Here is a 23,008-nt window from a genome sequence, read left to right on the forward strand (position 1 = left end):
TCTAAAGCGCTTGCGCCAAACGCTTTCGCCAACAGCCTGCGCTCAGGCGCGCAATGGCAACCCAACTGACGGGACAAAGAGCCGCTTTTTTGAAAGACTGCGGATGGGTTGATTCGCGGTTTGATGGGAGTGCGCATGGAGCGGCTTGCAGACAGGGTTATCCTCGTCTGGGGTTTCAAACGGTCGCTGCTGGCCATCGCCGCCGGGGCGTTCGCGGTGCTGGCGCTGCCGCCCATCGGCTTTTTCGCGGCGATGTTCGTTTCCTTCACGCTGCTCGTCTGGCTGATCGACGGGGCGGCGGCTTCGCCTGAAAGCGGCCTGATCGGCAGGCTGTGGCCGACGTTTGCCACCGGCTGGCTGTTCGGTTTCGGCTATTTCGTCGCCGGCCTTTGGTGGGTTGGCCATGCGCTGCTGGTCGATCAGGAAGAATTCGCCTGGGCGCTGCCGCTGGCAATCCTCGGGCTGCCGGCCTGTCTTGCGATCTTCTACGGGCTGGCGGCCGCCCTTGCCCGCATCTTCTGGTCTGATGGCATGGGGCGGATCGCCGCGCTTGCGGCAGGCTTCGGGCTGATGGAATGGCTTCGAAGCGTGATCCTCACCGGCTTTCCCTGGAACGCCATCGGCTACGGCATGATGCCGGTTCCGCTGATGATGCAGTCGGCGCATCTGATCGGGGCGATGGGCGTGACGGCCCTTGCCGTCTTCGTCTTTTCCGCGCCTGCCCTTGCCGGGACGCGGCAAGGGGCGCGGCCGGGCATCGCGCTCGCCGTCCTGCTCTTTGCCGCCCATCTGGGTTATGGCGCTTACGCTCTCCATCTCGCGCCGCGGCCGGACATATTGCCTGAGGACAAGCGGCCGGTGGTGCGGCTGGTGCAGCCGGCGATCGACCAGACAGAGAAAATGGATAACGACGTCGACCGCGCCACGATCTTCGAGACGCATCTGAAGCTGTCGGCCGAAGCGCCGAAGAATGGCGGGCGCAAACCCGACATCATCGTCTGGCCGGAAACCTCGATCCCCTTCATCCTGACCGACAACCAGGATGCGCTGACGCGGATTGCCGATACGCTCGACGACAATCAGATCCTGATTGCCGGCGCCGTACGCGCCGAGGAGATGGGACCGGGTACGCCGCCGCGCTACTATAATTCCATCTACGTGATCGACGGCCGCGGACAGATCATCGCCGCCTCCGACAAGGTGCATCTGGTGCCCTTCGGCGAGTATCTGCCCTTCGAGGACGTGCTCACCGAATTCGGCATCCAGAACGTCGTCGAGATTCCGGGCGGCTTTTCGGCCGCGGCAAGCCGGCACCTGCTGGCGCTGCCCGGCGGGCTCAATCTCTATCCGCTGATCTGCTACGAGATCATTTTTCCCGGCGAAATGACCGGTGACATTAAAGACGCCAACGCAATCCTCAATATCACCAATGATGCCTGGTTCGGCTTGACGCCCGGCCCCTACCAGCATTTCCAGCAGGCGCGCGTGCGGGCTGTCGAAACCGGCCTGCCGTTGATTCGCGACGCCAATAACGGCATTTCAGCGCTGGTGAATGCCCATGGGGAAATTATTGCGGGCCTCGATCTTGGAGAAACCGGCTTCGTCGATGCAACGCTCGATAGCATCGGTGCGGGACTTGGAACGACAATCCCCCGGCAAACATACTTCTGGTTGACCGAGGCACTGCTGATTTTGATTGCGCTAATTTCTCGCAGAGGTTTTATTTCCGGGTTGAATTGACCAAAAACCCCTAAAATTGCATAGTGATGACAATCGGCGTTCTTAACGTATGTTCGAAGGTGGGTTCCTCACCGCTTGCAACGTGGCGTTTGGGATGGATCAGGGGCATGCCGGTTAGAAACAGTTGAAATTCTTAGCTAGGGCACGACCATGATTGAAAACAAGAAGAAGCCGAATCCGATCGACATCCATGTTGGCAGCCGTATTCGTCTCCGCCGTACGATGCTGGGCATGAGCCAGGAAAAGCTTGGCGAAAGCCTTGGCATCACCTTCCAGCAGATCCAGAAATACGAAAAGGGCACCAACCGCGTCGGCGCAAGCCGTCTGCAGAACATCTCGAACATCCTCAATGTTCCGGTGTCGTTTTTCTTCGAGGACGCGCCCGGCGAACATTCCAATGCCGGCGGCGGCATGGAAACCTCCAGCTCGAACTACGTCGTCGATTTCCTGTCTTCCTCGGAGGGCCTGCAGCTCAACCGCGCCTTCGTCAAGATTTCCGATCCCAAGGTTCGCCGCAAGGTCGTGGAGCTGGTGAAAGCCTTGGCCGCTGAAGCCGACGCCGACTGAACCAAGACCGGCGCAGAATTCGAAAGGCGGTCGAAAGGCCGCCTTTTTTGCGTTTTTGGGGCAAAATTTGTCACTTTGCCGCAGATATAAAGATATATTTATGTCCTTCTGCGCTTGTCATCAGGCCTCGAACTGAGTACCTACTAGCTGGCTTTTGTTCTTTGAGGGGAATCCCGAAATGCGCGCGAATTATCTCTTTACCAGCGAATCTGTTGCCGAAGGTCATCCGGACAAGGTCTGTGACCGTATCTCCGACGAGATCGTCGATCTGGTCTACCGCGAAGCGGCCAAGACCGGCGTCAACCCATGGGGCGTGCGCATTGCCTGCGAGACGCTGGCGACGACCAACCGCGTCGTCATCGCCGGTGAGGTCCGCCTGCCGCCGAGCCTGATGAAGAAGGACAAGGATGGCAAGGACGTCATCAATCCTTCGAAGTTCAAGGCCGCCGCCCGCCGCGCCATCAAGGATATCGGCTACGAGCAGGACGGCTTCCACTGGAAGAAGGCGAAGATCGACGTGCTCCTGCACTCGCAGTCGGCCGACATCGCGCAGGGCGTCGATAGCGCCGCCGACCAGCAGGGCGACGAGGGCGCCGGCGACCAGGGCATCATGTTCGGTTACGCCTGCCGCGAAACGCCGGACCTGATGCCAGCCCCGATCTATTATTCCCACAAGATCCTGCAGCTGCTCGCAGTTGCCCGCAAGAAGGGCGACGGCGAAGTCGCCAAGCTCGGCCCCGACGCCAAGAGCCAGGTGACCGTGCGTTACGTCGACGGCAAGCCGTCGGAAGCAACCTCGATCGTGCTTTCGACCCAGCATCTCGACGAGAGCTGGGATTCGAAGAAGGTTCGCGCCGTTGTTGAGCCCTATATCCGCGAAGCGCTCGGCGGACTGAAGATCGCCGACGATTGCAAGTGGTATATCAACCCGACCGGCAAGTTCGTCATCGGCGGACCGGACGGCGATGCGGGCCTCACCGGCCGCAAGATCATCGTCGACACCTACGGCGGTGCCGCTCCGCATGGCGGCGGCGCATTCTCCGGCAAGGACACGACGAAGGTCGACCGTTCGGCCGCCTATGCCGCCCGCTACCTTGCCAAGAACGTCGTCGCCGCCGGCCTTGCCGACCGTTGCACGATCCAGATCTCCTACGCGATCGGCGTTGCTCAGCCGCTATCGATCTATGTCGACCTGCACGGCACCGGCAAGGTCACCGAGGATCAGATCGAAGCGGCTATCCGCAAGAACATGGACCTTTCGCCGACCGGTATCCGCCGCCATCTCGACCTCAACAAGCCGATCTATGCCAAGACCTCCGCCTATGGCCATTTCGGCCGCAAGGCCGGCCGCGACGGCTCGTTCTCCTGGGAGCGCACCGACCTCGTGAAGGCGCTCAAGGAAAGCGTGAAGGCCTGAGATAAAGCATGACGGATATGGAACGCCGCGGCCGGGCGACCGAAGCCTTCTTCGGTCGTCGCAAGGGCAAGGCCCTGCGCGAACAGCAGGCCGAGACGCTGAACAGTCTCCTGCCGGCATTCCTGATCGATCTCTCGGCGGCTCCCCCGGAGCCGCTGACTTCCCTTTTCCCGGCCCTCTTCCCGGTCTCGGTCGAAAGATTGCGGCTGGAAATCGGTTTCGGCGGCGGCGAGCACCTGATCCACCGCGCGCTGAACACGCCTTCGACCGGCTTCATCGGTGTCGAACCCTTCGTCAATTCCATGCAGAAGCTGCTGTCGCGCATCGGCGAGACCGGTGCCTCCAATATCCGCGTTTATAATGACGACGCGACGCAGCTGCTCGATTGGCTGCCGGACGGCTCACTCGATCAGGTCGATCTGCTCTATCCTGATCCCTGGCCGAAGCGGAAGCACTGGAAGCGACGTTTCGTCTCGAAAACCAATCTCGACCGCTTTCATCGCGTGCTGAAGCCCGGCGGCCTGTTCTGCTTCGCCTCCGACATCGATACCTATGTGAACTGGACGCTAATCAAATGCCGCGACCATGGCGGTTTCGACTGGATGGCCGACAATGCAGCCGATTGGCTGACCCCTTATGAGGGCTGGCCGAGCACACGTTACGAGGCCAAGGCGCGGCGCGAGGGGCGGTCCTCGGCCTATCTGACCTTCAGGAAGATCTGAGGCAGCCGGCAAGTCGGCGAACGCGCCATGATGTTCCTCGGCGCGCGGGACGCTGCCTGACGGATTTCCGTGCCGAAGGATGGGCCAAATCGCGTCGCGATCCTTCAGATTCGCTTGCCACGCTTTAGCTCCTTGGTTTCTCGCATGTCCGTTGCCGCAAAACCGCTGCACACTTTTGCGCGACATGCTCTACCCAATTTTAGCGGTGGTTAGCGCCGATGGGACTACGGTCAGATAGCTGGTTGGAACGCGATCGCTGGCCACCCCTGGGCCTTCCATCTCTGCTGGGTCATAGAACAGACCGTTTTCCGCGTCGTAAAGCATGAAGTGATCCCGCTGAACGTGGACGATGGCGACCCCCTGGATATCGCTCCATCGACTGGTTTTGATCGGGGCTTCGATAGGCACTCCGATCTCCGCCAACACGCCGCAAAGATCGTTCCAGGTTGTATAATGCGCCGATTTATCGCCCCAATCGATCATGGCTGCCACCTCGTCGTAGCTCATGCCGGTGAGCATCTGCAGGACTAACACCCCGCATCCATCGTCTCTCGGGCGCTGTGTATGAAATAGAAATCGGTGCGATTGGTTCAATGCAAGCTCCTTTCGTCGCCGACCATGAACAAGCCAACGCGGAATACAGGCACTCGTCTGTAGCATGAAAAGGCACCAGTTTCGAACAGATGGCCGCTAGTGGCGGCGTAAACGAGCCATCACCCCACGGGCAGCTTCTGATGAAGAGGCGCATTCAGATTTCTGGTCGATTCGATCCGAAGTGATCCGGCTTTAAAGCCGACGACGACAACAAACCGAACTGAAGGCGCTGCGTCCTGCCTTGCGGCGCGTAGAGTTCCGCCGTTGGACCGGTTGCCATTAACGCTCACGCGACTATTTTCTGTGCTGGCCACCCTCCTCTCAATGGAAGAGACAATGACCGGGAGCAAGTCATGTGCCGAAATATAAAACCCCTGTTCAATTTCGATCCGCCCGCGACGGATGAGGAGATCCACGATGCCGCGCTGCAGTTCGTGCGCAAAGTGAGCGGAGCGACCAAACCGTCGAAGCGCAATGAGCTCGCATTCGAGCACGCGGTCAGTTCGATCGCAGCATGCGCCCGCGAGCTGCTCGATTCGCTGGAAACGTCTCAACCTCCTCGTGATCGCGAGGAGGTAGCGGCAAAGGCGCGCGCGAGAACGGCGGTCCGCTTCGCGTAAGAGATCCTGTCACGCACAGGAGACCTCAATCAAGCGTCAACTGGCCTATCTGAAAGAAGGCGACGCGCACATGTCGCGACATCTGTCCCGACCGCAGCGAAATTCGAATAGAACGACCGCGCACCGCAAGCAGTGAAACGCGACAGACGGTCTTTGACGGTCAGTGCAGGCTGACCGTCTTCAATTCGTCCTCGGCCGCCTTGAAGAAGGTGCTCGAACGGTTGTCCGTCAAAAGGATCGGCGTACCGTCGGCGCCGAAGAGTGCCCAGAGATCGACGGTCGGATCGATATCCGGCGCCTCGGGAAAGCACTTGGCGACCTCATCGGTGCGCATTTTTCTGATATAGGCGACCTCGCCGTTGCCGATGTGGGCAAGCTCGGATTTGGTCAAGTGAGACGTGGCTTCTTTCATCAACATTCCTGTTCCTCCGGGAGAAGGGACCAACGGTTCGACAAACCGTTGTGCTACTGTGAGACCGAAATGTTAATTTTCTTGACCATGCGCGCGGGTTCCGGACGAATTAGATCGACGGAGAGCAGACCGTTCTTCAGGGCCGCACCCAGCACCTGCATGCCGTCGGCAAGAACGAAAGTACGCTGGAACTGACGGGCGGCGATACCGCGATAAAGATAATCCCGCTCGCCCTGTTCGACCTGGCGGCCGCGGATCAGAAGCTGGTTCTCCTCAATGGAGACATCGAGCTCCTCCTCGCTGAAACCGGCCACGGCAAGGGTGATGCGCAGGCGTTCCGGCGCGCCGCTGTCGGCGCCGATGCGTTCGATATTATAAGGCGGATATCCGTCGCTCGCCTTGGAAATGCGCTCCAGCGTCTTTTCCATGGCATCGAAGCCCAGAAGCAGCGGGCTGGCGAAAGGGGTAATACGGCTCATCTCTTTTCAAGTCCTTGATGCAAGCGACCATCCCGGACCTTAACGGCAGCATCCGGATGCCGCTAATATGGGGAGAGGAGCCCGGCGCTGCAAGGCATGGGGCGCGACGTGTCGGCGCCACCTTCTCAATTTTAAGCTGACGTCAGGCTCTTTCCTTGACAAAGCGCCTGCTGCCTCGCATCAAAACATGCCCGCGCGGATTGTGCTGATTTGTGACGGGACGTGAAGAAATCGGTGCATGCCCGATATCACGCAGTGCGAGGATGGAACGATCGGAATGGCAAGCGCAAGAAAGATCATCATCGACACGGATCCCGGCCAGGACGACGCGGCCGCCATCATGCTGGCCTTCGGCAGTCCCGATGAGCTGGAGGTGCTGGGGATCACGACGGTCGCCGGCAACGTGCCGCTTTCGCTCACCAGCCGCAATGCGCGCATCGTCTGCGAGCTTTGCGGCCGGACGGAGACGAAGGTTTTCGCCGGCGCCGACGCACCGATCGCCCGCAAGCTGGTGACGGCCGAACATGTGCACGGCAAGACCGGCCTCGACGGTCCGGAGCTGAACGAGCCGACGATGGCGCTGCAGCCTGGCCATGCCGTCGACTTCATCATCGATACGTTGCGCCATGAGCCTGAAGGCACGGTGACGCTGTGCACGCTCGGGCCGCTCACCAATATCGGCATGGCCTTCCAGAAGGCGCCCGACATCGTCCCCCGCATCCGCGAACTGGTGATGATGGGCGGCGGCTTCTTCGAGGGCGGCAACATCACGCCGGCGGCCGAATTCAACATCTATGTCGACCCCGAAGCCGCCGATATCGTCTTCCGCTCAGGCGTTCCGATCGTGATGATGCCGCTTGATGTGACGCATCAATTGCTGACCCGCAAGGACCGGGTGAAACGCATGGCCGAGATCGGCACGGCGCCGGCAAAGGCCATGGTCGAGATGCTGGAATTCTTCGAACGCTTCGACATCGAGAAATACGGTTCCGACGGCGGGCCGCTGCACGACCCGACCGTCGTCGCCTACCTGCTGAAGCCGGAGCTTTTCCAGGGCCGGGACTGCAATGTCGAGATCGAGGTCCAGTCCGAACTCACCGTCGGCATGACGGTCGTCGACTGGTGGCATGTGACCGAGCGCAAGCGCAACGCCAAGGTTATGCGCCATGTCGATGCGGATGGCTTTTTCGATCTGCTGATCGAACGCTTCGCCCGCATCTGACTCTTTCGTTCCCCTTCTCCGCCAGAGCGCCGCGCGTCCCATGGGACGCGCTAGGGAAGTGTTCTCAGGCGTCTTTCTCGTCGAAGACGGAGTTGGTTTCGGCTTCCGCCGGCTTCGGGCCGCCCTTGGCGACACCGACCATGGCCGGGCGCAGCACGCGCTCGCCGATGGAGAAGCCTGCCTGCACGACCTGGACGACCGTGTTGTTCGGCACGTCCGGGTTCGGCACCTCGAACATCGCCTGATGGAAATTCGGATCGAACTTCTGGCCAACCGGCTCCAGCTTGCGAACGCCGTGGCGCTCGAGAGCCGACAGCATGGCGCGCTCGGTCATCTCGACACCCTCGATCAGCGTGCTCAGGCCGGCATCGGCCGCAGCCCTGGTCTCCGGAGGGATGGCATCGAGCGCGCGGCGCAGATTGTCCGAGACGGCGAGCATGTCGCGTGCAAAGCCCGCGACGGAATAGGACTTGGCATCCTTCACCTCGCGCTCGGTGCGCCGGCGCAGATTGTCCATCTCGGCAGCAAGGCGCAGATAGCGGTCGCGCAGTTCGCCGTTTTCGGCTTTCAGAAGCTCAAGCGCGTCCGGCTGGGCGGCCTCTTCCTGCGCAGTTTCGTTCTCGACGTAGGCGGTAGCGTCGGCTGCGGCATCCGCCGCAGTTGCGTCAGGTCCGTTTTTCGTCGTGTCATCGGTCATGACGGTCTCCGGTTGGTGTCTTCAGATGCGCCCGATATCGAGGTTTGACCGAAAAAAATCAAGTCTGCGTGACAAAGAAGCGAAAATTCCGCGTGCTTGGCAGTTGCGGCGTCAAAGCTGGTTGCGCGAAAGGCGGGAGACGAGCTGGGCTGTATAGTCCACCATCGGCACGATGCGGGAATAATTGAGCCGCGTCGGGCCGATGACGCCGACAGCGCCGACGATGCGATCGTCATCGTCACGATAGGGCGCGACGATGAGCGACGAGCCGGACAGCGAGAAGAGCTTGTTTTCCGATCCGATGAAGATGCGGACGCCCGAACCGCTTTCGGCGAGATTGAGGATCTCGATCAGGCTGTCCTTCTTCTCGAGATCGTCGAACAGCAGGCGCAGCCGGTCGAGGTCCTCGGCGCCGGCGAGGCCTTCGAGCAGGTTGGCGCGGCCGCGGATGATCAGCTGCGTCGGTTTTCCCTCGTCCGGGCTGCCGGCCCAGACGGCAATGCCGCGCTCGACCAGATCGCGCGACAGGGCATCGAGCTCGTGACGGACGTCGTCCTTCAGCCGGCTTAATTGTTTGCGAAGCTCCGGCAGGGTCTGGCCGGACATATGGGCATTGAGGAAATTCGCCGCCTCGGTCAGCTGTGAGGAGGTGACGCCCGCCGGCAGCTCGATGATGCGGTTTTCCACCTGATCGTGATCGCCGACGAGCACGGCCAGCGCCTTTGTCGGTTCGAGCCGGATGAACTCGACATGTTTCAGCACCGGATCGCTTTTCGAGGTGATGACCAGGCCGGCGCCGCGCGAAATGCCCGACAACATGCGGCTTGCCTCGTTCATCATCGATTCGACGGGATTGCCGCCGCTTTCGGCCCGCACCTGGCGGTCGATGCTGGCGCGTTCCTCGGCCGAGAGGTCGCCGACCTGCATGAAGGCATCGACGAAGAAGCGCAGGCCGATCTGGGTCGGCAACCGGCCGGCGCTGACATGCGGCGAATAGATCAGGCCGAGCTCTTCGAGATCGCTCATGACGTTGCGCACCGAGGCCGGCGACAGCGACATCGGCAGGATACGGGACAGGTTACGTGAACCGAGCGGCTCGCCGCTTTCCAGATAACCTTCGACGATGCGACGAAAAATTTCCCTGGAGCGCTCGTCCAGCGCAGCTACAGCATCCGAAACCGACGTCGACCTGATGCCCATGAAGCTTTCGAACCCGTGCTGATGATACTTCCCGAAAAGTAAGTCAAACTAACACCCGTGGCAAAAGGGAATTTGCAAATGAGCGCCGCCAATCGTAGAAGCGGTCAAATAAACTCCAGGAGATAAGAATGCGGCCTTCAGGCAGAAAAATCGACCAGATGCGCAAGGTCTCGTTCGAGCGCAATTTTTCCAAGCATGCGGAAGGCTCCTGCCTGGTGAAGTTCGGCGACACGCATGTGCTCTGCACGGCGAGTCTCGAAGAAAAGACGCCGCCATGGCTGCGCAATACCGGCAAGGGCTGGGTCACGGCCGAATACGGCATGCTGCCGCGGGCAACCGGCGAACGCATGAAGCGCGAGGCTGCCGCCGGCAAGCAGGGCGGCCGCACCCAGGAAATCCAGCGGCTGATCGGCCGGTCGCTGCGCGCCGTCGTCGACCTGCAGGCGCTCGGCGAACGGCAGATCACGCTGGATTGCGACGTCATCCAGGCCGATGGCGGCACGCGGACCGCCTCGATCACCGGCGGCTGGATCGCGCTTTACGACTGCCTGAAATGGATGGAAAGCCGCAACATGATCAAGGTCGACCGGGTCCTGAAGGATCATGTCGCCGCCATCTCCTGCGGCATCTTCGCCAGCCAGCCGGTGATCGATCTCGATTACATCGAAGACTCCTCGGCCGAGACCGATGCGAACTTCGTCATGACGGGCACCGGCGGGATCGTCGAGATCCAGGGCACGGCCGAAGGCACGCCGTTCAGCGAGGGCGAATTCACCTCGCTGATGCAGCTTGCCAGAAACGGCATCGGCGAACTCGTGGCACTGCAGAAGCAAGCCGTCGAAGGATGAACCCCATGCTGGAAGGCATGTTGGAAACGGCGCTCTATGCGCGGGATCTCGACCAGGCCGAGACGTTCTACGAAGACGTTCTCGGACTTGAAAAGATCGCCCGCGCCGCCAACCGGCATGTCTTCTTCCGCTGTGGGCCTGGCGTTCTCCTGATCTTCAATCCCGAGGAAACGGTAAAACCGCCAGCGCCTAAAGCACTGCAGGTACCGCCGCACGGCACGACCGGCCAGGGCCACGCCTGTTTCCGGGTGTCCGGCCGCAATATCGATGCCATGGCCGAGCGGCTGACGGCGGCGGGTGTGGCGATCGAATCCGAAGTGCGCTGGCCGAAGGGCGGCCGCTCGATCTATTTCCGCGATCCGGCCGGTAACAGTCTGGAATGCGCGGAGGCTAAAATCTGGGGCATCGAACAGGACATCTGAATGCGCAAGCTTGAAACGAAGACCATCGTCGTTGCCAGCCACAATGCCGGCAAGATCCGCGAGATCCAGGAATTGATCGGGCCGCTCGGCTTCACCGCCAAATCGGCCGCCGAGCTGAATTTCGTCGAGCCGGATGAGACCGGCACGAGCTTCGAGGAGAATGCGACGATCAAGGCAGTCGCCTCGGCCAATGCCTCAGGCATGCCGGCGCTGTCGGACGATTCCGGGCTGGTGGTCGATGCACTCGGCGGCGATCCCGGTGTCTACACCGCCAATTGGGCGGAGAAGGCCGACGGCACGCGCGATTTCGACATGGCGATGGCCAAGGTGGAAAAGGCGCTGCAGGATGCGGGCGCGACAAAGCCGGAACAGCGCACGGCGCGTTTCATCAGCGTGCTCTGCCTTGCCTGGCCGGACGGGCATACAGAGCTGTTTCGCGGCGAGGTGGAAGGCAGCGTCGTCTGGCCGCCGCGCGGCACCCAGGGCTTCGGTTACGATCCGGTCTTCCAGCCCGAGGGCTACGACATCACCTTCGGCGAAATGAGCGGCGAGGAAAAACACGGCTGGAACGTCGGCAAGCCGCAAGCGCTGTCGCACCGTGCCCGCGCCTTCAAACTCTTTGTTGAAACCTGCCTGGAGGCATAAGGTCTGTTCGTGGACAATTTCGACACGCCAAGCACCTCGCGCGACGCGGCTCTGCTGCCCGATACCGGCGAGCCGGGCTTCGGCGTCTATGTGCACTGGCCCTTCTGCGCGGCGAAGTGTCCCTATTGCGACTTCAACAGCCATGTGCGCCACCAGCCGGTGGACCAGGAGCGCTTTACATCAGCCTTCCTGACGGAGATGGCGACGGTCCGGGCGATGAGCGGGCCGAAGACGGTGACGAGCATCTTCCTCGGCGGGGGCACACCGTCGCTGATGAAGCCGGAATCGGTTTCCGCCATTCTCAACGGCATTGCGCGGCACTGGCATGTGCCAGATGGCATCGAGATCACCATGGAGGCCAACCCTTCGAGCGTCGAGGCCGAACGGTTCCGCGGCTACCGGGCGGCCGGCGTCAATCGCGTCTCGCTCGGCGTGCAGGCGCTGAACGACCGGGATCTGAAATTCCTCGGCCGGCTGCATGATGTCGCCGACGCGCTGAAGGCGATAAGGCTGGCGCGCGACATCTTCCCGCGCATGTCCTTCGACTTGATCTATGCCCGGCCCGACCAGACCGTCGAGGAATGGGAAAAGGAATTGAAGGAGGCGATCTCCTATGCGGTCGACCATCTTTCGCTTTATCAGCTGACCATCGAGGAAGGCACGCCCTTCTACGGCCTGCACAAGGCCGGCAAGCTGATCGTGCCGGACGGCGAGCAATCGGCAGTGCTCTACGAGGCGACGCAGGAGATCACCGCGCGCGAGGGCATGCCGGCCTATGAGGTTTCCAATCATGCCCGGCCGGGAGCTGAAAGCCGGCATAACCTGACCTACTGGCGCTACGGCGATTATGCCGGCATCGGTCCCGGCGCCCATGGCCGGCTGACGCGTGGCCCGGAGAAGCTCGCGACGGCGACCCAGCGCAAGCCGGAAGCCTGGCTCGACATGGTCGAGCGTGACGGCCACGGCATTCTCGACGAGGAGCGGCTCGGCTTCGAGGAACAGTCCGACGAGCTGCTGCTGATGGGGCTGCGGCTCAGGGAAGGCGTCGATCTTGCCCGCTGGCAGCAACTTTCGGGCCGCGATCTCGACCCGAAACGCGAGGAATTCCTGCTCGAACACAAATTCATCGAGCGGATCGGCAATTCACGGCTGCGCTGCACGCCATCCGGCATGCTGATCCTCGATTCCGTCGTCGCCGATCTCGCTTGCTGACACCCATACGACGGATTGGTTTTCGGTGCGGCGGCATTGATATTGCCGCCGCACCGGAGGCTGTTTCTTAGCCGTGGCTGGTCGCACCCGCCTTGAAGAGGCTGCCGGTCGGCGTCTTCAAAAACATCTCCAGCGGAATATGCTCCTGGTGCAGGAAGCCGGTCGTCGGCAGCAGGCCGTCGCGGACCATCTCGATGACGGCGACGACGGAGGCTGACGTCGTCCAGGCGATCGCCGTGCGGCGCGCGCCGGCAATCTCGATCGGGTAATAGGCGCGCACGAATTCCTTGCGGCGCAGGCTGCCATTCTCGGTGCCTTCGGCGGCGACATGGACATAGACAACATCGTCTTCAACCGGCGGCTTGGCATTGGTCAGGATCTCGCCGGCGAGCTTGCGCTTGTCGCGCATCAACAGCTCGTGGAAGAAGAAATTCATCAGCTCCATATGGCCGGGATAACGCATGGTCTTGTAATCGAGATTGTCGATCTTGCCGAGCATGGTGTCACACATGGTGCCAAGGCCGCCGGACGTCGTGAAGGCTTCGAGCTTGACGCCGCCGACATAGACGGTCTCGTGCCATTCCATCGGCGAGACAAGCTTGCGCACACCGCCCTCGATGACCTCGCAGTCGTTCAGATATTCGTTGACGACGCCCTCGGGCGACCAGTTGAAGGCGTAGCCGAGCAGTCCGGTCGGATGCTGCGGCAGGGCGCCGACGCGCATGCGGATCGACCGGCAGCGATCGAAGCCGTCGGCCAGGCTTGCACCGACGATGCCGACGAAACCCGGCGCCAGGCCGCATTGCGGCGCCATCAGGCCGCGGGCTGTCTTCGACAGCTCGATGATGAAATTGGTGGTCGGAACGTCTTCGGTCAGATCGAAATAATGAATGCCGGCAAGATGGGCGGCGCGCGCCAGCTCGATATTCAAATGATAGGGCAGGCAGGACAGCACCGCCTCGACATTCGAGAGCAGTTCGCCGATCACTTGAGGATCGGAGATATCGCCGATGCGGCACTTGAAGGGGACGTCGCTCAGCGGCAATTGCGCATCGACGCCGATGACCTCGAAGCCGCCTTCATGCAACAGCGTCGCCGCCAGCCGTCCGACCTTGCCCAGGCCGAGAACGGCGATCTTTTCGAAACTCATTCATTCCTCCCACGCGCCGTTTTGGCGCTTCAGTCTTTGACATGCACGTGATGCGCGGGAGGTATAGAATAAAAAACTTATAAAGCAAAACGGCCGGAATCGCTTCCGGCCGTGGATTTTTCGGAAAAACCTATCGACTATTCGTTGATCAGGCGCTTCAGAAGCTCGACTTCGTGCGAAAGCTTGGTGTCTCCCGAAATCAGTTCCTCGATCTTGCGCACGGCGTGCAGCACGGTCGTGTGATCACGCCCGCCGAAACGGCGGCCGATCTCCGGGAAGGAGCGCGGCGTCAGCGTCTTCGACAGATACATGGCGATCTGGCGCGGCTTGACGATGACGCGGGTGCGGCGGTTCGACACCAGTTCCTGGCGCGAGACATTGTAGTGTCTTGCAACGATGCGCTGGATATCCTCGATGCGCACACGGCGGGGTTCGCCGGAGCCGACGAGATGGGCGAGCAGTTCGTCGACGCGTTCGATCGACAGGTTCGGCTCGAAGGAGCGGCGGAAGACCAGCTGGTTGAAAGCGCCTTCAAGTTCGCGGCCGCTGGCCGTGACGTTGCGAGCGACATGCTGGAGCAACTCGGCCGGAATTTCGAGCGACGGATCTTCGAGCCGGGCGACAGCAAGGCGACGCTTGAGGATTTCGAGACGCATCTCGTAATCCGGCGCGTCGAATTCGATCGCGACGCCGCCCTGGAGGCGCGAGCGAACGCGGGGGTCGAGCGACTCCAGCTCCCAGGGCGCACGGTCGGCGGCTACGACGACCTGCTTGGCGCTGTCGAGAAGCATGTTGAGGAGATGGCAGAATTCATGCTGGATCATCTTGCCCTGCAGGAACTGCATGTCGTCGATGATCAAGAGATCGATGTTGCGCAGCGAATCCTTCAGCGTCAGCGCATCATTGTCGCGGATCGCGGTGGCGAAACGCCACATGAAATATTCGGCCGTCAGATAGACGACGCGCAGAGCCCTGGGGTTCTGCACTGCCGCATTGGCGACAGCCTGCAGCAGGTGGGTCTTGCCGAGGCCGACGGTCGAATGGATGAAGAGCGGGTTGAAGCGCACGGCGCCCTGACCGGCTTCCGCGATCGTCTTTGCAGCCGCAAGTGCTACCCGGTTCGAGCTGCCTTCGACGAAGGTGTCGAAGGTAAAGCGGCTATCGAGCGGCGAACCGAAGAGCGGCGAGCCGAAGCTTGCGGGCCTTGCGGCGGCAACGGCCGAAACCGCCTGCTGGACGGCCTGACCGGCCGGCTGAGCGCTTGCCGGGCGGCGCATCTGCGTAGGGGCGGCTGGTTCCGGCGCGACCGCCTCATCGAGCGCCTTCGTGCCGTGGCGCGTCGCCGTACGCACCAGGACTTCGATTTTCAGAATTTCCGGATCTTCGGCCTGGAACAGACCGGTGATGAGATCGAGATAACGATTGTTGATCCACGACTTCAGGAAGGTCGTGGGGACCGAAAGGCGAACGACGCTCTTCGATACCGAATGCAGCTTCAGCCGGGCGAACCAGCTGGCGTAGACATCCTGACCGACCTGAGCCTTCAAGCGCGCGGTGACGCGCTCAAACAATACGTTCTGCTTCATATCCGCCTTTACTTCCGCCGCTTCCAGGCGAATGGAGCCGAACGCCTGCGGTGCCGCATCCCCATTGTCGAGCCCGCTCGTCGTCATCGTATTCATCTGCATAATGCCGCCTTTCAATTCCACCGGCCGGCATCCGCTAAAACGGCCGCCCGATCATTCCCCGCTTTGGCGGGCTGACGGATCCTCATGAGCCGCTCGCCTGCCGGTTCACTCAAACACTGCCCCTCACGGGACCGGCACAGAACTCCGTTGCAGGTGCCGCGCTCATGCGGCAACCTTCACCGGCTTTCCGTGCCAGGCTGGCGGTCGATCCTCGTTTTCGGCCGACCAGCCCGAACGCAATATTACTTTACCTTCTCCAGTGGCCTCGCCTTAAACGTGTGGCCACAGAAGGCACAAAACATCCCCGCTCCGTAACAGCCACGTTACGGCTCAAATCCGTCGAGTGCTTGAAAAGACGGAAGCGCAGGGCTCCGTAACAAAAGGTACAAACTCATCGCCCTGCCGACGTGGCAGTTAAAACCGAGCCTCTGCAGGTGATGTCCGCGCCCTCTGTTGGAAGCCATTTAGGCAGGATCAAACGGCAATATCAACGATGAATTTTACGCAAAATTAACAAGCGGCCATTGACTCGGCCTGCCCTTTTCGGGCGTCACACCAGCGTCAAAAAAGAATCGCAGTTGAATCAAAGAGATTCCCCCGTTCGGGCTATTTTGACACGCATTGAAAGAAAAAAAATAAAATCCTCTTGACTCCCCTGTGGTCCCGGAAGCGTGGGGCAGAGTCGCGCGGCGTGAAAGCATCCTTGCGCAAGCCATTGTTTTCAAACAATTTTTCCTGTCATGGCGCTGACACGAAACAGTCGCGGGATTAACCATGCAGGGGCTGATCGGCGGAATCGAAAAAGCCCGGTAAAATTACCGGGCTAATCATAAAGAAGAAGTCGTTAATGGAAGATTACGCGGTCGTGGTGACCGAAAGAGCCTTCACACGAGCGGCCAGACGCGAGACCTTGCGCGATGCCGTGTTGGCATGCAGCACGCCCTTGCTGGCGGCGCGGGCAAGCTCGGGCTGAGCAGCCAGGAAAGCTTCCTTCGCCTTGGCGGCGTCACCGGATGCGATGGCCTCTTCGACCTGGCGAACGAAAGTACGAACGCGCGAGCGACGAGCCTTATTGACGTCGGTACGGCGGGCGATCTTGCGGGTCGCTTTTTTCGCCGAAGTTGTATTGGCCATGGATGCCTCTCTCAAGAATTCGAACAAACTCCGCCATTACCGCGGGCCCTGCGGCCACAAAATCCAGCAATGCGGGAGCAATCGCGGAAAACCAAACCGGCTTTCCGAACCGTGGGCGGGCATATAACTCTAAAGCCGGCCCACGTCAACGCGGATTTTCAAGCTTTACCACCGGCAGGCGCCGAAAAGCATTCAACGGTGCGTAAAAGCCGGTTTGCGCTTCTCGACGAAGGCCGCCATGCCTTCTTTCTGGTCTTCCGTGGCAAAGAGACTGTGAAACAGGCGGCGTTCGAAACGCAAGCCCTCCTCCAGCGTCGTCTCGAATCCGCGGTTGACCGCCTCCTTGGCCATCAAGACCGAGGGACGAGAAAGCGAAGCGATCTTTTCGGCCGCGGCAAAAGCCTCGTCGAGCAAACGTTCGGGCGCGACCACACGCGAAACGAGTCCCGATCGCTCCGCCTCGGCCGCATCCATCATGCGGCCGGTCAGGATGAGATCCATCGCCTTCGCCTTGCCGACAGCGCGCGTCAGCCGCTGCGAGCCGCCCATCCCGGGAATGACGCCCAGGGTGATTTCCGGTTGGCCGAACTTCGCCGTCTCCGAGGCGATGATGAAATCGCACATCATGGCGAGCTCGCAGCCGCCGCCGAGGGCAAAGCCGCTGACCGCAGCGATCACCGGCTTGCGCGCCTTGGCGACCTCATCCCAGCCGCTGATGAAATCACTCTTATAGATATCGGCGAACTCAAGCGGCTGCATCTCCTTGATATCGGCGCCGGCGGCAAAGGCGCGCTCGGAACCGGTCAGCACGATCGCCCCGACCGTCTCGTCGGCGTGGAAGGCGGCGTAGGCCTCTTTGAGTTCCTTCAGGACGGTGGAATTCAGCGCGTTCAGCGCCTGCGGGCGGTTCAGCGTGACGAGGCCAACATTGCCTCGGGTTTCGACGATCAGGGTCTCAAAGGCCATGCTGTTCTCCCGGTTTCTCACTCTTACTTCTGGCAGGCTTACTTCTGACAGGTGGCGCAATAGAAGGTGGAGCGACCCGCCTGGACGATGCGGGCGACCGTACCGCCGCAGCCGGGCGTGCGGCAAGCCTGACTTTCGCGATCATAGGCGGAGAAGGAATGCTGGAAATAGCCGAGCGATCCGTCGGTCTGGATATGGTCGCGCAGCGACGATCCGCCGGCGGCGATCGCATCGGCGATGACGTCGCGGATCGAGGCAACGAGCAGGTCGAGCTGCGCCTTCGGCCGGCCCCCTGGCGTCACCAGCGTGCCGGCGGCGCGGATCGGCGAAAGATGCGCGCGCCAAAGCGCCTCGCAGACATATATGTTGCCCAGACCGGCAATGTTCTTCTGGTCAAGCAGCGCGCTCTTCAGCGGCTGCGCCTTGTCGCGGAAGCGTTCAGCCAGATAGGCGGCGCCAAGCTCGTTTCCTGTCGGCTCCGGGCCGAGATCGCGGAAGAAGGGATGAGCGGCGAGATCGGCACGTCCCACCATATCCATGAAGCCGAAACGGCGAGGATCGTTATAGACGACACGACGCGGGCCGCGGGCCGCTTGCAGATGGAAGACGACGTGATCGTGCTTCTCGTCCTTCGAGCGGGCATGGTGGAATTCGCCCGGCATGCCGGAGACTGCACCCTCCTCGATGCGAAACGAACCGGACATGCCGAGATGCGAAATCAGCGTGTTGCCGTCGTCGAGATCGACCAGCAGATATTTGGCGCGGCGACCAAGGCCAACGATGGTGCGGCCGGAAACCCTGTCTGCGAAAGCGTCGGGAAAGGGGAAGCGCAGATCGCCGCGGCGCAGCTCCAGCCTGGTGACGCGGGTGCCCTCCATCGCCGGCGTCAAGCCGCGTTTCACCGTTTCGACTTCTGGCAATTCCGGCATCTTAACCCATCTATCTCTAACGTGTTTCAACCGACGACGATGTGCGCTATAGCGCCAGTGTGCCGCGGAAAACGCGGCCCATAGATAACGTCGCGCGCGGTCTTTCGCTATGGCCGTCACGCCCGAATCTTCAGGAACGGAGCAGTCTGATGTCAGAAAGCCGCACTTCCGCCGACGGCGGCATGGAGACCGCCTACGGCTTCCGCGAGGTGCCTGACGGCGAGAAGCAGAGCCTGGTCAACCAGGTGTTCCACAAGGTCGCCAAGCGCTACGACATCATGAACGACGTCATGTCGATGGGCATGCACCGCGCCTGGAAGGATGCGATGATCTCGGCGCTGAACCCGCGCAAGGAGCCGGGCTACAAGGTGCTCGACGTGGCCGGCGGCACCGGCGATATCGCCTTCCGCATCGTCGAGGCTTCGGGCAGACAGGCGCATGCCACCGTGCTCGACATCAACGGCTCGATGCTCGGCGTCGGCGCCGAGCGGGCGGAAAAGAAGAAGCTTTCCGGCAATCTCACCTTCGTCGAGGCGAATGCCGAGGAACTGCCTTTCGAGACAGGCAGCTTCGACGCCTATACGATCGCCTTCGGCATCCGCAACGTGCCGAGGATCGATGCGGCGCTGTCTGAGGCCTATCGCGTCTTGAAGCGCGGCGGGCGGCTGCTGGTGCTGGAATTTTCCGAAGTCGATATGCCGCTTCTCGACAAGATCTACGACGCCTGGTCGTTCAATGCCATTCCACAATTCGGCAAGGCGATAACCGGCGATGCCGAACCCTATCAATATCTGGTGGAATCGATCCGCAAGTTCCCGAACCAGGAGAATTTCGCGGCAATGATCCGCCAGGCCGGCTTTTCGCGCGTCACCTTTACCAATTATACCGGCGGCATCGCCGCACTCCATTCCGGCTGGAAGCTCTGACGCATGACGCCGAAAAATGTAGAGCGGTTTTCGAATAGCGTCGCGCGAGAATCAAACAGAACATGAGTACTTTCGGCGCATATTTCCGCCTTTGGCGTGTCGGCTGGGTGCTCGTGCGTGAGGGCGTCGTATCAGCTCTTCCGTCCGAAGGGCTGCCGCCTCCGGTCGCACTCGCCAAATCCTTCGTCACGATTTTCGAGCGAAGCAAGGCGCGGCATCAGAAGCGCAGCGACCGATTGGCGCAGGCTGTCGAGCGGCTCGGTCCCTCCTATGTGAAGATCGGGCAGTTCCTGGCGACGCGGCCGGATGTGGTCGGCGTCGAATTCGCCAACGACCTGTCGCAGCTTCAGGACCGGATGGCCTTCTTTCCCTCGGCGGCGGCCAAGGCCAATATCGAAGGCTCACTCGGACGGCCGATTCGCGAACTCTATGCGAGCTTCGGCGATCCGATCGCCGCCGCCTCGATCGCGCAGGTGCATCCGGCCGAAGTTGAGAGCGCCGGAGGCCGGAAGAAAGTCGCCGTCAAGATCGTGCGGCCCGGCGTGCGCCAGCGTTTTGCCCATGACATCGAGGCGATGTATCTCGTTGCCCATATGCAGGAGCGTTTCCTGGCGTCCAGTCGGCGGCTGCGGCCGGTCGAGGTGACGAAGACGCTGGAGCAGACGACGAAGGTGGAGATGGATCTTCGCCTGGAGGCGGCCGCCCTTTCCGAGATCGCCGAGAATACCGAACGGGATCCCGGCTTCCGCGTGCCGAAGGTCGACTGGGAGCGCACCGGGCGCGACGTCATCACCATGGAGTGGATCGACGGCACGAGGATGTCTGACGTCGATGGCCTGCGCGCGGCAGGCCATGATCTCAACCTGCTTGCCGATACGCTGATCCAGTCGTTCCTGCGCCACACGCTGCGCGACGGCTTCTTCCATGCCGACATGCATCCCGGCAATCTCTTCGTCGATGCTGATGGCATGATCGTCGCCGTCGACATGGGCATCGTCGGGCGGCTGGGCAAGAAGGAGCGGCGGTTCCTCGCCGAAATCCTCTATGGCTTCATCACCCGCGACTATATCCGCGTCGCCGAGGTGCATTTCGAGGCGGGCTATGTGCCCGGCCACCACAATGTCGAAAGCTTCGCCCAGGCGATCCGGGCAATCGGTGAGCCGATCCATGGCCAGCCGGCCGAGACGATCTCGATGGGCAAGCTGCTGACGCTGCTGTTCGAGGTGACCGAGCTCTTCGACATGGAGACGCGGCCGGAACTGGTGATGCTGCAGAAGACCATGGTCGTGGTCGAGGGCGTATCGCGCATGCTCAATCCGCGCTTCAACATGTGGAAGGCCTCAGAGCCTGTCGTCGGCGACTGGATCCGCACCAATCTCGGACCGAAGCGGATCGCCACCGATCTCAAGGACGGGCTGAAGGCGGCGGTCAAGCTCGCCGAAGCCGTGCCGGAAATCGCGGCGAAGACCGAAAAATTCCACCATCAGCTGCTGCATATGAGCGAGCACGGCTTACGTTTCGATGCTGAGACGGCGGAGGCGATCGGCAAGGCCGAAGCGCGGCACAATCGCTCGGCCAAGATTGCGCTGTGGATCATCGCATTGACGCTTGTCTATATTGCCTGGATGCTGAGCTGATCCGCCTGCCAAAAACATGCTGTGTTCGGCATTTGGGATATCCCATGTGACGGAGGGCTCGCTTAGTCTCGTCTTCAAAGCATGATGCCGAAAAGTGTGAGCGACATCATGCTCTGACTCTTTAATTTAGAACGGGATTCAGATTTTGGGCCGATCGGCCTAAAATCATCCCATTCTAGGGAGATATGGCACATGAAGCACGAACGCCCTGGCATCGAACTTTCCGGACGACCGCTCGGTTTTGCCGAGATGGTGACGATCGGGGCGGGGAAGGCTGCGGTTTCGGCTTCGGCGACAGGCATGGCCCGCATCGCGATCGCCCGCGAGGTCGTCGAGGATGCCATTGCCTCCGGCATGCCCGTCTACGGCTCGACGACAGGCGTCGGCGCCATGAAGGATGTGGAGTGGTCGGCCGACGAACTCGACACCTTCAATCTCGGCCTGGTGCGCGCCCATCATTTCGGCACCGGCACCCCCTTTTCCTGCAATATCGTGCGCAATGCCATGGCGATCCGTATCAACACGGCGCTGACCGGCCAGGTCGGCTGCACGCCGGAGCTGATCCAAGCCTATATCAGGATGCTCGAGGCCGATCTCATCCCGGTCGTGCGCCGTACCGGCTCGATCGGCTGTGCGGATATCGGCCTGATGGGACAGATCGGCGCTGTGCTGACCGGCGTCGGCGAAGCGATCTATCGCGGCAACCGGATGCAGGCGGCCGAGGCTTTCCAGGCGGCCGGGCTGGAACCGATGCGGATGGCGCCGCGCGACAGCCTCGCCTCGCTCAGCGTCAATGCGGTGAGCTTTGCCTCGGCGGCGGAAACGACGCGCAACGCCGCGGCCTCGATCCGCGTCCTGCTGGCAACGGCGATGATGGCGGCCGGCGCGCTTGGCGCCTCCCGCGATCCCTGGAAGGCGGTCCGGCATGTCGGAACGGCGCGCGAGGCGCTGATCGGCGCCTGGCTCTGCAACGCCTCCGACGAATGGGACTGGCCCGTCGCAACGCATGTGCAGGATCCGCTCAGCCTGCGCATGATCGCCCAGGTGTTCGGCGCGGTGATCGAAAACCTCTTATCGACCGGCCACAAGATCCTTGCCGCCACCGGGCGCTCGGACGACAATCCCGTCGTGGTCGAAGGCCGGGTGATGACGTCGGGCGGCTCGCTTCCGCTCGATGTGACGATCCTGCTCGAATCGGCCGCACTCTGCATGGCGCATGCGGCGCGTAACGCCTTCAACCGCTGCGTCATTCTCGGCAATGGCCAGCGGCGCGACCTGCCGGTCAATCTGGTGCCGCCGGGGCGGATTGCCACCGGTTTCGGGCCGATCATCAAGCTTGCCGGCGAGATCTTCTCGCGCGTGCTGTCGATGTCCAATCCTGTGTCGGCCCAGTCGCTGGTCGTCGCAGCCGGGCTGGAGGACGAGGCGGCCTTCCTGCCGCTCGTCATCGAACGCTTCGACCGGCAGATGCGGGCGCTGAAGCGTCTCGCAGCCCTCGAGGCGCTGCTGTCTGCCCAGGCGATCGATATTCTCGGCGATGAACCGAAGGGTGTCGCCGCCATGCTCTACGAGGTCGTGCGCAAACATGCGGATTTCTATACGGTCGACCGGCCGCTTTCGGCTGAAGTGGAAGCGATCGAGGAGGAGCTTGGTTCGGACGAATTCGTGACCAAGCTGACCGAGCAGGTTCCGATCGCCTCCTTCGACGATTTCTTCGCCCTCGGCTCGCTGCAGCGCATCGAGGAACGGCTAGCACATCACGAGCCGGCAGCGGTCTGATT

General features: G+C 61.5%; 23 protein-coding genes. 13 read left to right on the forward strand and 10 right to left on the reverse strand.

The window, feature by feature from the left end; genetic code table 11:
• Positions 1-135: 135 nt before the first annotated feature.
• From lnt to trmB, 4 genes are all read left to right on the forward strand, one after another.
• On the forward strand, positions 136-1,740 hold the full coding sequence (gene lnt / locus ACM5SV_RS16335; protein ID WP_222015205.1) for an apolipoprotein N-acyltransferase: 1,605 nt from the start codon (positions 136-138) through the stop codon (positions 1,738-1,740).
• 150 nt (positions 1,741-1,890) lie between these two features.
• Entirely contained in the window at positions 1,891-2,307 is a 417-nt protein-coding gene (locus tag ACM5SV_RS16340; RefSeq protein WP_003556045.1) for a helix-turn-helix domain-containing protein, read from the forward strand.
• Positions 2,308-2,485: 178 nt separating this feature from the next.
• Complete coding sequence (gene metK / locus ACM5SV_RS16345; protein WP_017995851.1) at positions 2,486-3,724, forward strand: methionine adenosyltransferase; 1,239 nt, start codon at positions 2,486-2,488, stop codon at positions 3,722-3,724.
• A gap of 8 nt (positions 3,725-3,732) precedes the next feature.
• A complete protein-coding gene (trmB, locus tag ACM5SV_RS16350) occupies positions 3,733-4,446 on the forward strand; it encodes a tRNA (guanine(46)-N(7))-methyltransferase TrmB (RefSeq protein ID WP_017995850.1) in 714 nt (237 codons plus the stop codon).
• A gap of 189 nt (positions 4,447-4,635) precedes the next feature.
• Here trmB and ACM5SV_RS16355 read toward each other — a convergent pair whose 3' ends face one another.
• Positions 4,636-4,953 carry a hypothetical protein gene (locus tag ACM5SV_RS16355; protein WP_419425334.1) on the reverse strand — a complete coding sequence of 106 codons (318 nt, stop codon included), beginning with the start codon at positions 4,951-4,953 and terminating at the stop codon, positions 4,636-4,638.
• 440 nt (positions 4,954-5,393) lie between these two features.
• Here ACM5SV_RS16355 and ACM5SV_RS16360 point away from each other — a divergent pair, with 440 nt between their 5' ends.
• Positions 5,394-5,660, forward strand: coding sequence for a DUF2277 domain-containing protein (locus ACM5SV_RS16360; RefSeq protein ID WP_017995848.1), 267 nt, complete (start codon positions 5,394-5,396; stop codon positions 5,658-5,660).
• 160 nt (positions 5,661-5,820) lie between these two features.
• Here the strand turns inward: ACM5SV_RS16360 and ACM5SV_RS16365 are convergent, their stop codons facing one another.
• Both ACM5SV_RS16365 and ACM5SV_RS16370 read right to left on the reverse strand, forming a co-directional pair.
• On the reverse strand, positions 5,821-6,078 hold the full coding sequence (locus ACM5SV_RS16365) for a DUF1150 family protein (RefSeq protein WP_003556039.1): 258 nt from the start codon (positions 6,076-6,078) through the stop codon (positions 5,821-5,823).
• Between the two features lie 47 nt (positions 6,079-6,125).
• Positions 6,126-6,551 carry an Hsp20 family protein gene (locus ACM5SV_RS16370; RefSeq protein WP_012755762.1) on the reverse strand — a complete coding sequence of 142 codons (426 nt, stop codon included), beginning with the start codon at positions 6,549-6,551 and terminating at the stop codon, positions 6,126-6,128.
• A 277-nt stretch (positions 6,552-6,828) separates the two neighbouring features.
• On the opposite strand from ACM5SV_RS16370, the gene ACM5SV_RS16375 reads away from it, so the two are divergent.
• Positions 6,829-7,773 (forward strand): nucleoside hydrolase, encoded by a 945-nt coding sequence (locus tag ACM5SV_RS16375; protein ID WP_222015267.1) that lies wholly within the window; start codon positions 6,829-6,831, stop codon positions 7,771-7,773.
• Positions 7,774-7,837: 64 nt separating this feature from the next.
• Here ACM5SV_RS16375 and grpE read toward each other — a convergent pair whose 3' ends face one another.
• On the reverse strand, positions 7,838-8,470 hold the full coding sequence (grpE, locus tag ACM5SV_RS16380; RefSeq protein WP_012755760.1) for a nucleotide exchange factor GrpE: 633 nt from the start codon (positions 8,468-8,470) through the stop codon (positions 7,838-7,840).
• A gap of 111 nt (positions 8,471-8,581) precedes the next feature.
• Complete coding sequence (hrcA, locus tag ACM5SV_RS16385) at positions 8,582-9,670, reverse strand: heat-inducible transcriptional repressor HrcA (protein ID WP_012755759.1); 1,089 nt, start codon at positions 9,668-9,670, stop codon at positions 8,582-8,584.
• 128 nt (positions 9,671-9,798) lie between these two features.
• On the opposite strand from hrcA, the gene rph reads away from it, so the two are divergent.
• From rph to hemW, 4 genes are read left to right on the forward strand one after another with little or no spacing between them, the layout of a single operon-like run.
• A complete protein-coding gene (gene rph / locus ACM5SV_RS16390; protein WP_017958689.1) occupies positions 9,799-10,518 on the forward strand; it encodes a ribonuclease PH in 720 nt (239 codons plus the stop codon).
• A complete protein-coding gene (locus ACM5SV_RS16395; RefSeq protein WP_222015202.1) occupies positions 10,515-10,940 on the forward strand; it encodes a VOC family protein in 426 nt (141 codons plus the stop codon). The genes rph and ACM5SV_RS16395 overlap by 4 nt, the downstream gene beginning before the upstream one ends.
• Entirely contained in the window at positions 10,941-11,585 is a 645-nt protein-coding gene (rdgB, locus tag ACM5SV_RS16400) for an RdgB/HAM1 family non-canonical purine NTP pyrophosphatase (RefSeq protein WP_011650179.1), read from the forward strand.
• A 9-nt stretch (positions 11,586-11,594) separates the two neighbouring features.
• Complete coding sequence (gene hemW / locus ACM5SV_RS16405) at positions 11,595-12,797, forward strand: radical SAM family heme chaperone HemW (RefSeq protein ID WP_222015190.1); 1,203 nt, start codon at positions 11,595-11,597, stop codon at positions 12,795-12,797.
• 67 nt (positions 12,798-12,864) lie between these two features.
• Here the strand turns inward: hemW and ACM5SV_RS16410 are convergent, their stop codons facing one another.
• From ACM5SV_RS16410 to mutM, 5 genes are all read right to left on the reverse strand, one after another.
• Positions 12,865-13,947 (reverse strand): saccharopine dehydrogenase family protein, encoded by a 1,083-nt coding sequence (locus ACM5SV_RS16410; protein ID WP_017995845.1) that lies wholly within the window; start codon positions 13,945-13,947, stop codon positions 12,865-12,867.
• Between the two features lie 137 nt (positions 13,948-14,084).
• Positions 14,085-15,635 (reverse strand): chromosomal replication initiator protein DnaA, encoded by a 1,551-nt coding sequence (dnaA, locus tag ACM5SV_RS16415; protein ID WP_012755754.1) that lies wholly within the window; start codon positions 15,633-15,635, stop codon positions 14,085-14,087.
• 855 nt (positions 15,636-16,490) lie between these two features.
• A complete protein-coding gene (gene rpsT, locus ACM5SV_RS16420; protein ID WP_003556028.1) occupies positions 16,491-16,769 on the reverse strand; it encodes a 30S ribosomal protein S20 in 279 nt (92 codons plus the stop codon).
• Positions 16,770-16,961: 192 nt separating this feature from the next.
• Positions 16,962-17,735, reverse strand: a complete 774-nt coding sequence (locus tag ACM5SV_RS16425) for an enoyl-CoA hydratase (protein WP_012759881.1) — start codon at positions 17,733-17,735, stop codon at positions 16,962-16,964.
• Between the two features lie 38 nt (positions 17,736-17,773).
• Positions 17,774-18,664, reverse strand: coding sequence for a bifunctional DNA-formamidopyrimidine glycosylase/DNA-(apurinic or apyrimidinic site) lyase (gene mutM / locus ACM5SV_RS16430; RefSeq protein ID WP_222015188.1), 891 nt, complete (start codon positions 18,662-18,664; stop codon positions 17,774-17,776).
• A 149-nt stretch (positions 18,665-18,813) separates the two neighbouring features.
• Here mutM and ubiE point away from each other — a divergent pair, with 149 nt between their 5' ends.
• From ubiE to ACM5SV_RS16445, 3 genes are all read left to right on the forward strand, one after another.
• Entirely contained in the window at positions 18,814-19,590 is a 777-nt protein-coding gene (gene ubiE, locus ACM5SV_RS16435) for a bifunctional demethylmenaquinone methyltransferase/2-methoxy-6-polyprenyl-1,4-benzoquinol methylase UbiE (protein ID WP_012759879.1), read from the forward strand.
• 62 nt (positions 19,591-19,652) lie between these two features.
• Entirely contained in the window at positions 19,653-21,227 is a 1,575-nt protein-coding gene (gene ubiB, locus ACM5SV_RS16440) for a 2-polyprenylphenol 6-hydroxylase (protein ID WP_222015187.1), read from the forward strand.
• 192 nt (positions 21,228-21,419) lie between these two features.
• Positions 21,420-23,006, forward strand: a complete 1,587-nt coding sequence (locus ACM5SV_RS16445) for an aromatic amino acid lyase (protein WP_222015185.1) — start codon at positions 21,420-21,422, stop codon at positions 23,004-23,006.
• Positions 23,007-23,008: the final 2 nt, after the last annotated feature.

It is taken from the genome of Rhizobium sp. CRRU65 (genome assembly GCF_048551595.1).
Taxonomy (GTDB): domain Bacteria; phylum Pseudomonadota; class Alphaproteobacteria; order Rhizobiales; family Rhizobiaceae; genus Rhizobium; species Rhizobium leguminosarum_J.

What these genes read in the sequence shown, in the direction of transcription:
- ACM5SV_RS16365 (WP_003556039.1), bottom strand. Translation starts at nt 6,078, where the DNA reads ATGTTGATGAAAGAAGCCACGTCTCACTTGACCAAATCCGAGCTTGCC.
- ACM5SV_RS16425 (WP_012759881.1), bottom strand. Translation starts at nt 17,735, where the DNA reads ATGGCCTTTGAGACCCTGATCGTCGAAACCCGAGGCAATGTTGGCCTC.
- ACM5SV_RS16355 (WP_419425334.1), bottom strand. Translation starts at nt 4,953, where the DNA reads ATGAGCTACGACGAGGTGGCAGCCATGATCGATTGGGGCGATAAATCG.
- ACM5SV_RS16410 (WP_017995845.1), bottom strand. Translation starts at nt 13,947, where the DNA reads ATGAGTTTCGAAAAGATCGCCGTTCTCGGCCTGGGCAAGGTCGGACGG.
- rph (WP_017958689.1), top strand. Translation starts at nt 9,799, where the DNA reads ATGCGGCCTTCAGGCAGAAAAATCGACCAGATGCGCAAGGTCTCGTTC.
- grpE (WP_012755760.1), bottom strand. Translation starts at nt 8,470, where the DNA reads ATGACCGATGACACGACGAAAAACGGACCTGACGCAACTGCGGCGGAT.
- ACM5SV_RS16370 (WP_012755762.1), bottom strand. Translation starts at nt 6,551, where the DNA reads ATGAGCCGTATTACCCCTTTCGCCAGCCCGCTGCTTCTGGGCTTCGAT.
- ACM5SV_RS16375 (WP_222015267.1), top strand. Translation starts at nt 6,829, where the DNA reads ATGGCAAGCGCAAGAAAGATCATCATCGACACGGATCCCGGCCAGGAC.
- trmB (WP_017995850.1), top strand. Translation starts at nt 3,733, where the DNA reads ATGACGGATATGGAACGCCGCGGCCGGGCGACCGAAGCCTTCTTCGGT.
- lnt (WP_222015205.1), top strand. Translation starts at nt 136, where the DNA reads ATGGAGCGGCTTGCAGACAGGGTTATCCTCGTCTGGGGTTTCAAACGG.
- metK (WP_017995851.1), top strand. Translation starts at nt 2,486, where the DNA reads ATGCGCGCGAATTATCTCTTTACCAGCGAATCTGTTGCCGAAGGTCAT.
- mutM (WP_222015188.1), bottom strand. Translation starts at nt 18,664, where the DNA reads ATGCCGGAATTGCCAGAAGTCGAAACGGTGAAACGCGGCTTGACGCCG.
- hrcA (WP_012755759.1), bottom strand. Translation starts at nt 9,670, where the DNA reads ATGGGCATCAGGTCGACGTCGGTTTCGGATGCTGTAGCTGCGCTGGAC.
- ACM5SV_RS16360 (WP_017995848.1), top strand. Translation starts at nt 5,394, where the DNA reads ATGTGCCGAAATATAAAACCCCTGTTCAATTTCGATCCGCCCGCGACG.
- ubiB (WP_222015187.1), top strand. Translation starts at nt 19,653, where the DNA reads ATGAGTACTTTCGGCGCATATTTCCGCCTTTGGCGTGTCGGCTGGGTG.
- ubiE (WP_012759879.1), top strand. Translation starts at nt 18,814, where the DNA reads ATGTCAGAAAGCCGCACTTCCGCCGACGGCGGCATGGAGACCGCCTAC.
- rpsT (WP_003556028.1), bottom strand. Translation starts at nt 16,769, where the DNA reads ATGGCCAATACAACTTCGGCGAAAAAAGCGACCCGCAAGATCGCCCGC.
- ACM5SV_RS16395 (WP_222015202.1), top strand. Translation starts at nt 10,515, where the DNA reads ATGAACCCCATGCTGGAAGGCATGTTGGAAACGGCGCTCTATGCGCGG.
- dnaA (WP_012755754.1), bottom strand. Translation starts at nt 15,635, where the DNA reads ATGCAGATGAATACGATGACGACGAGCGGGCTCGACAATGGGGATGCG.
- rdgB (WP_011650179.1), top strand. Translation starts at nt 10,941, where the DNA reads ATGCGCAAGCTTGAAACGAAGACCATCGTCGTTGCCAGCCACAATGCC.
- ACM5SV_RS16445 (WP_222015185.1), top strand. Translation starts at nt 21,420, where the DNA reads ATGAAGCACGAACGCCCTGGCATCGAACTTTCCGGACGACCGCTCGGT.
- ACM5SV_RS16340 (WP_003556045.1), top strand. Translation starts at nt 1,891, where the DNA reads ATGATTGAAAACAAGAAGAAGCCGAATCCGATCGACATCCATGTTGGC.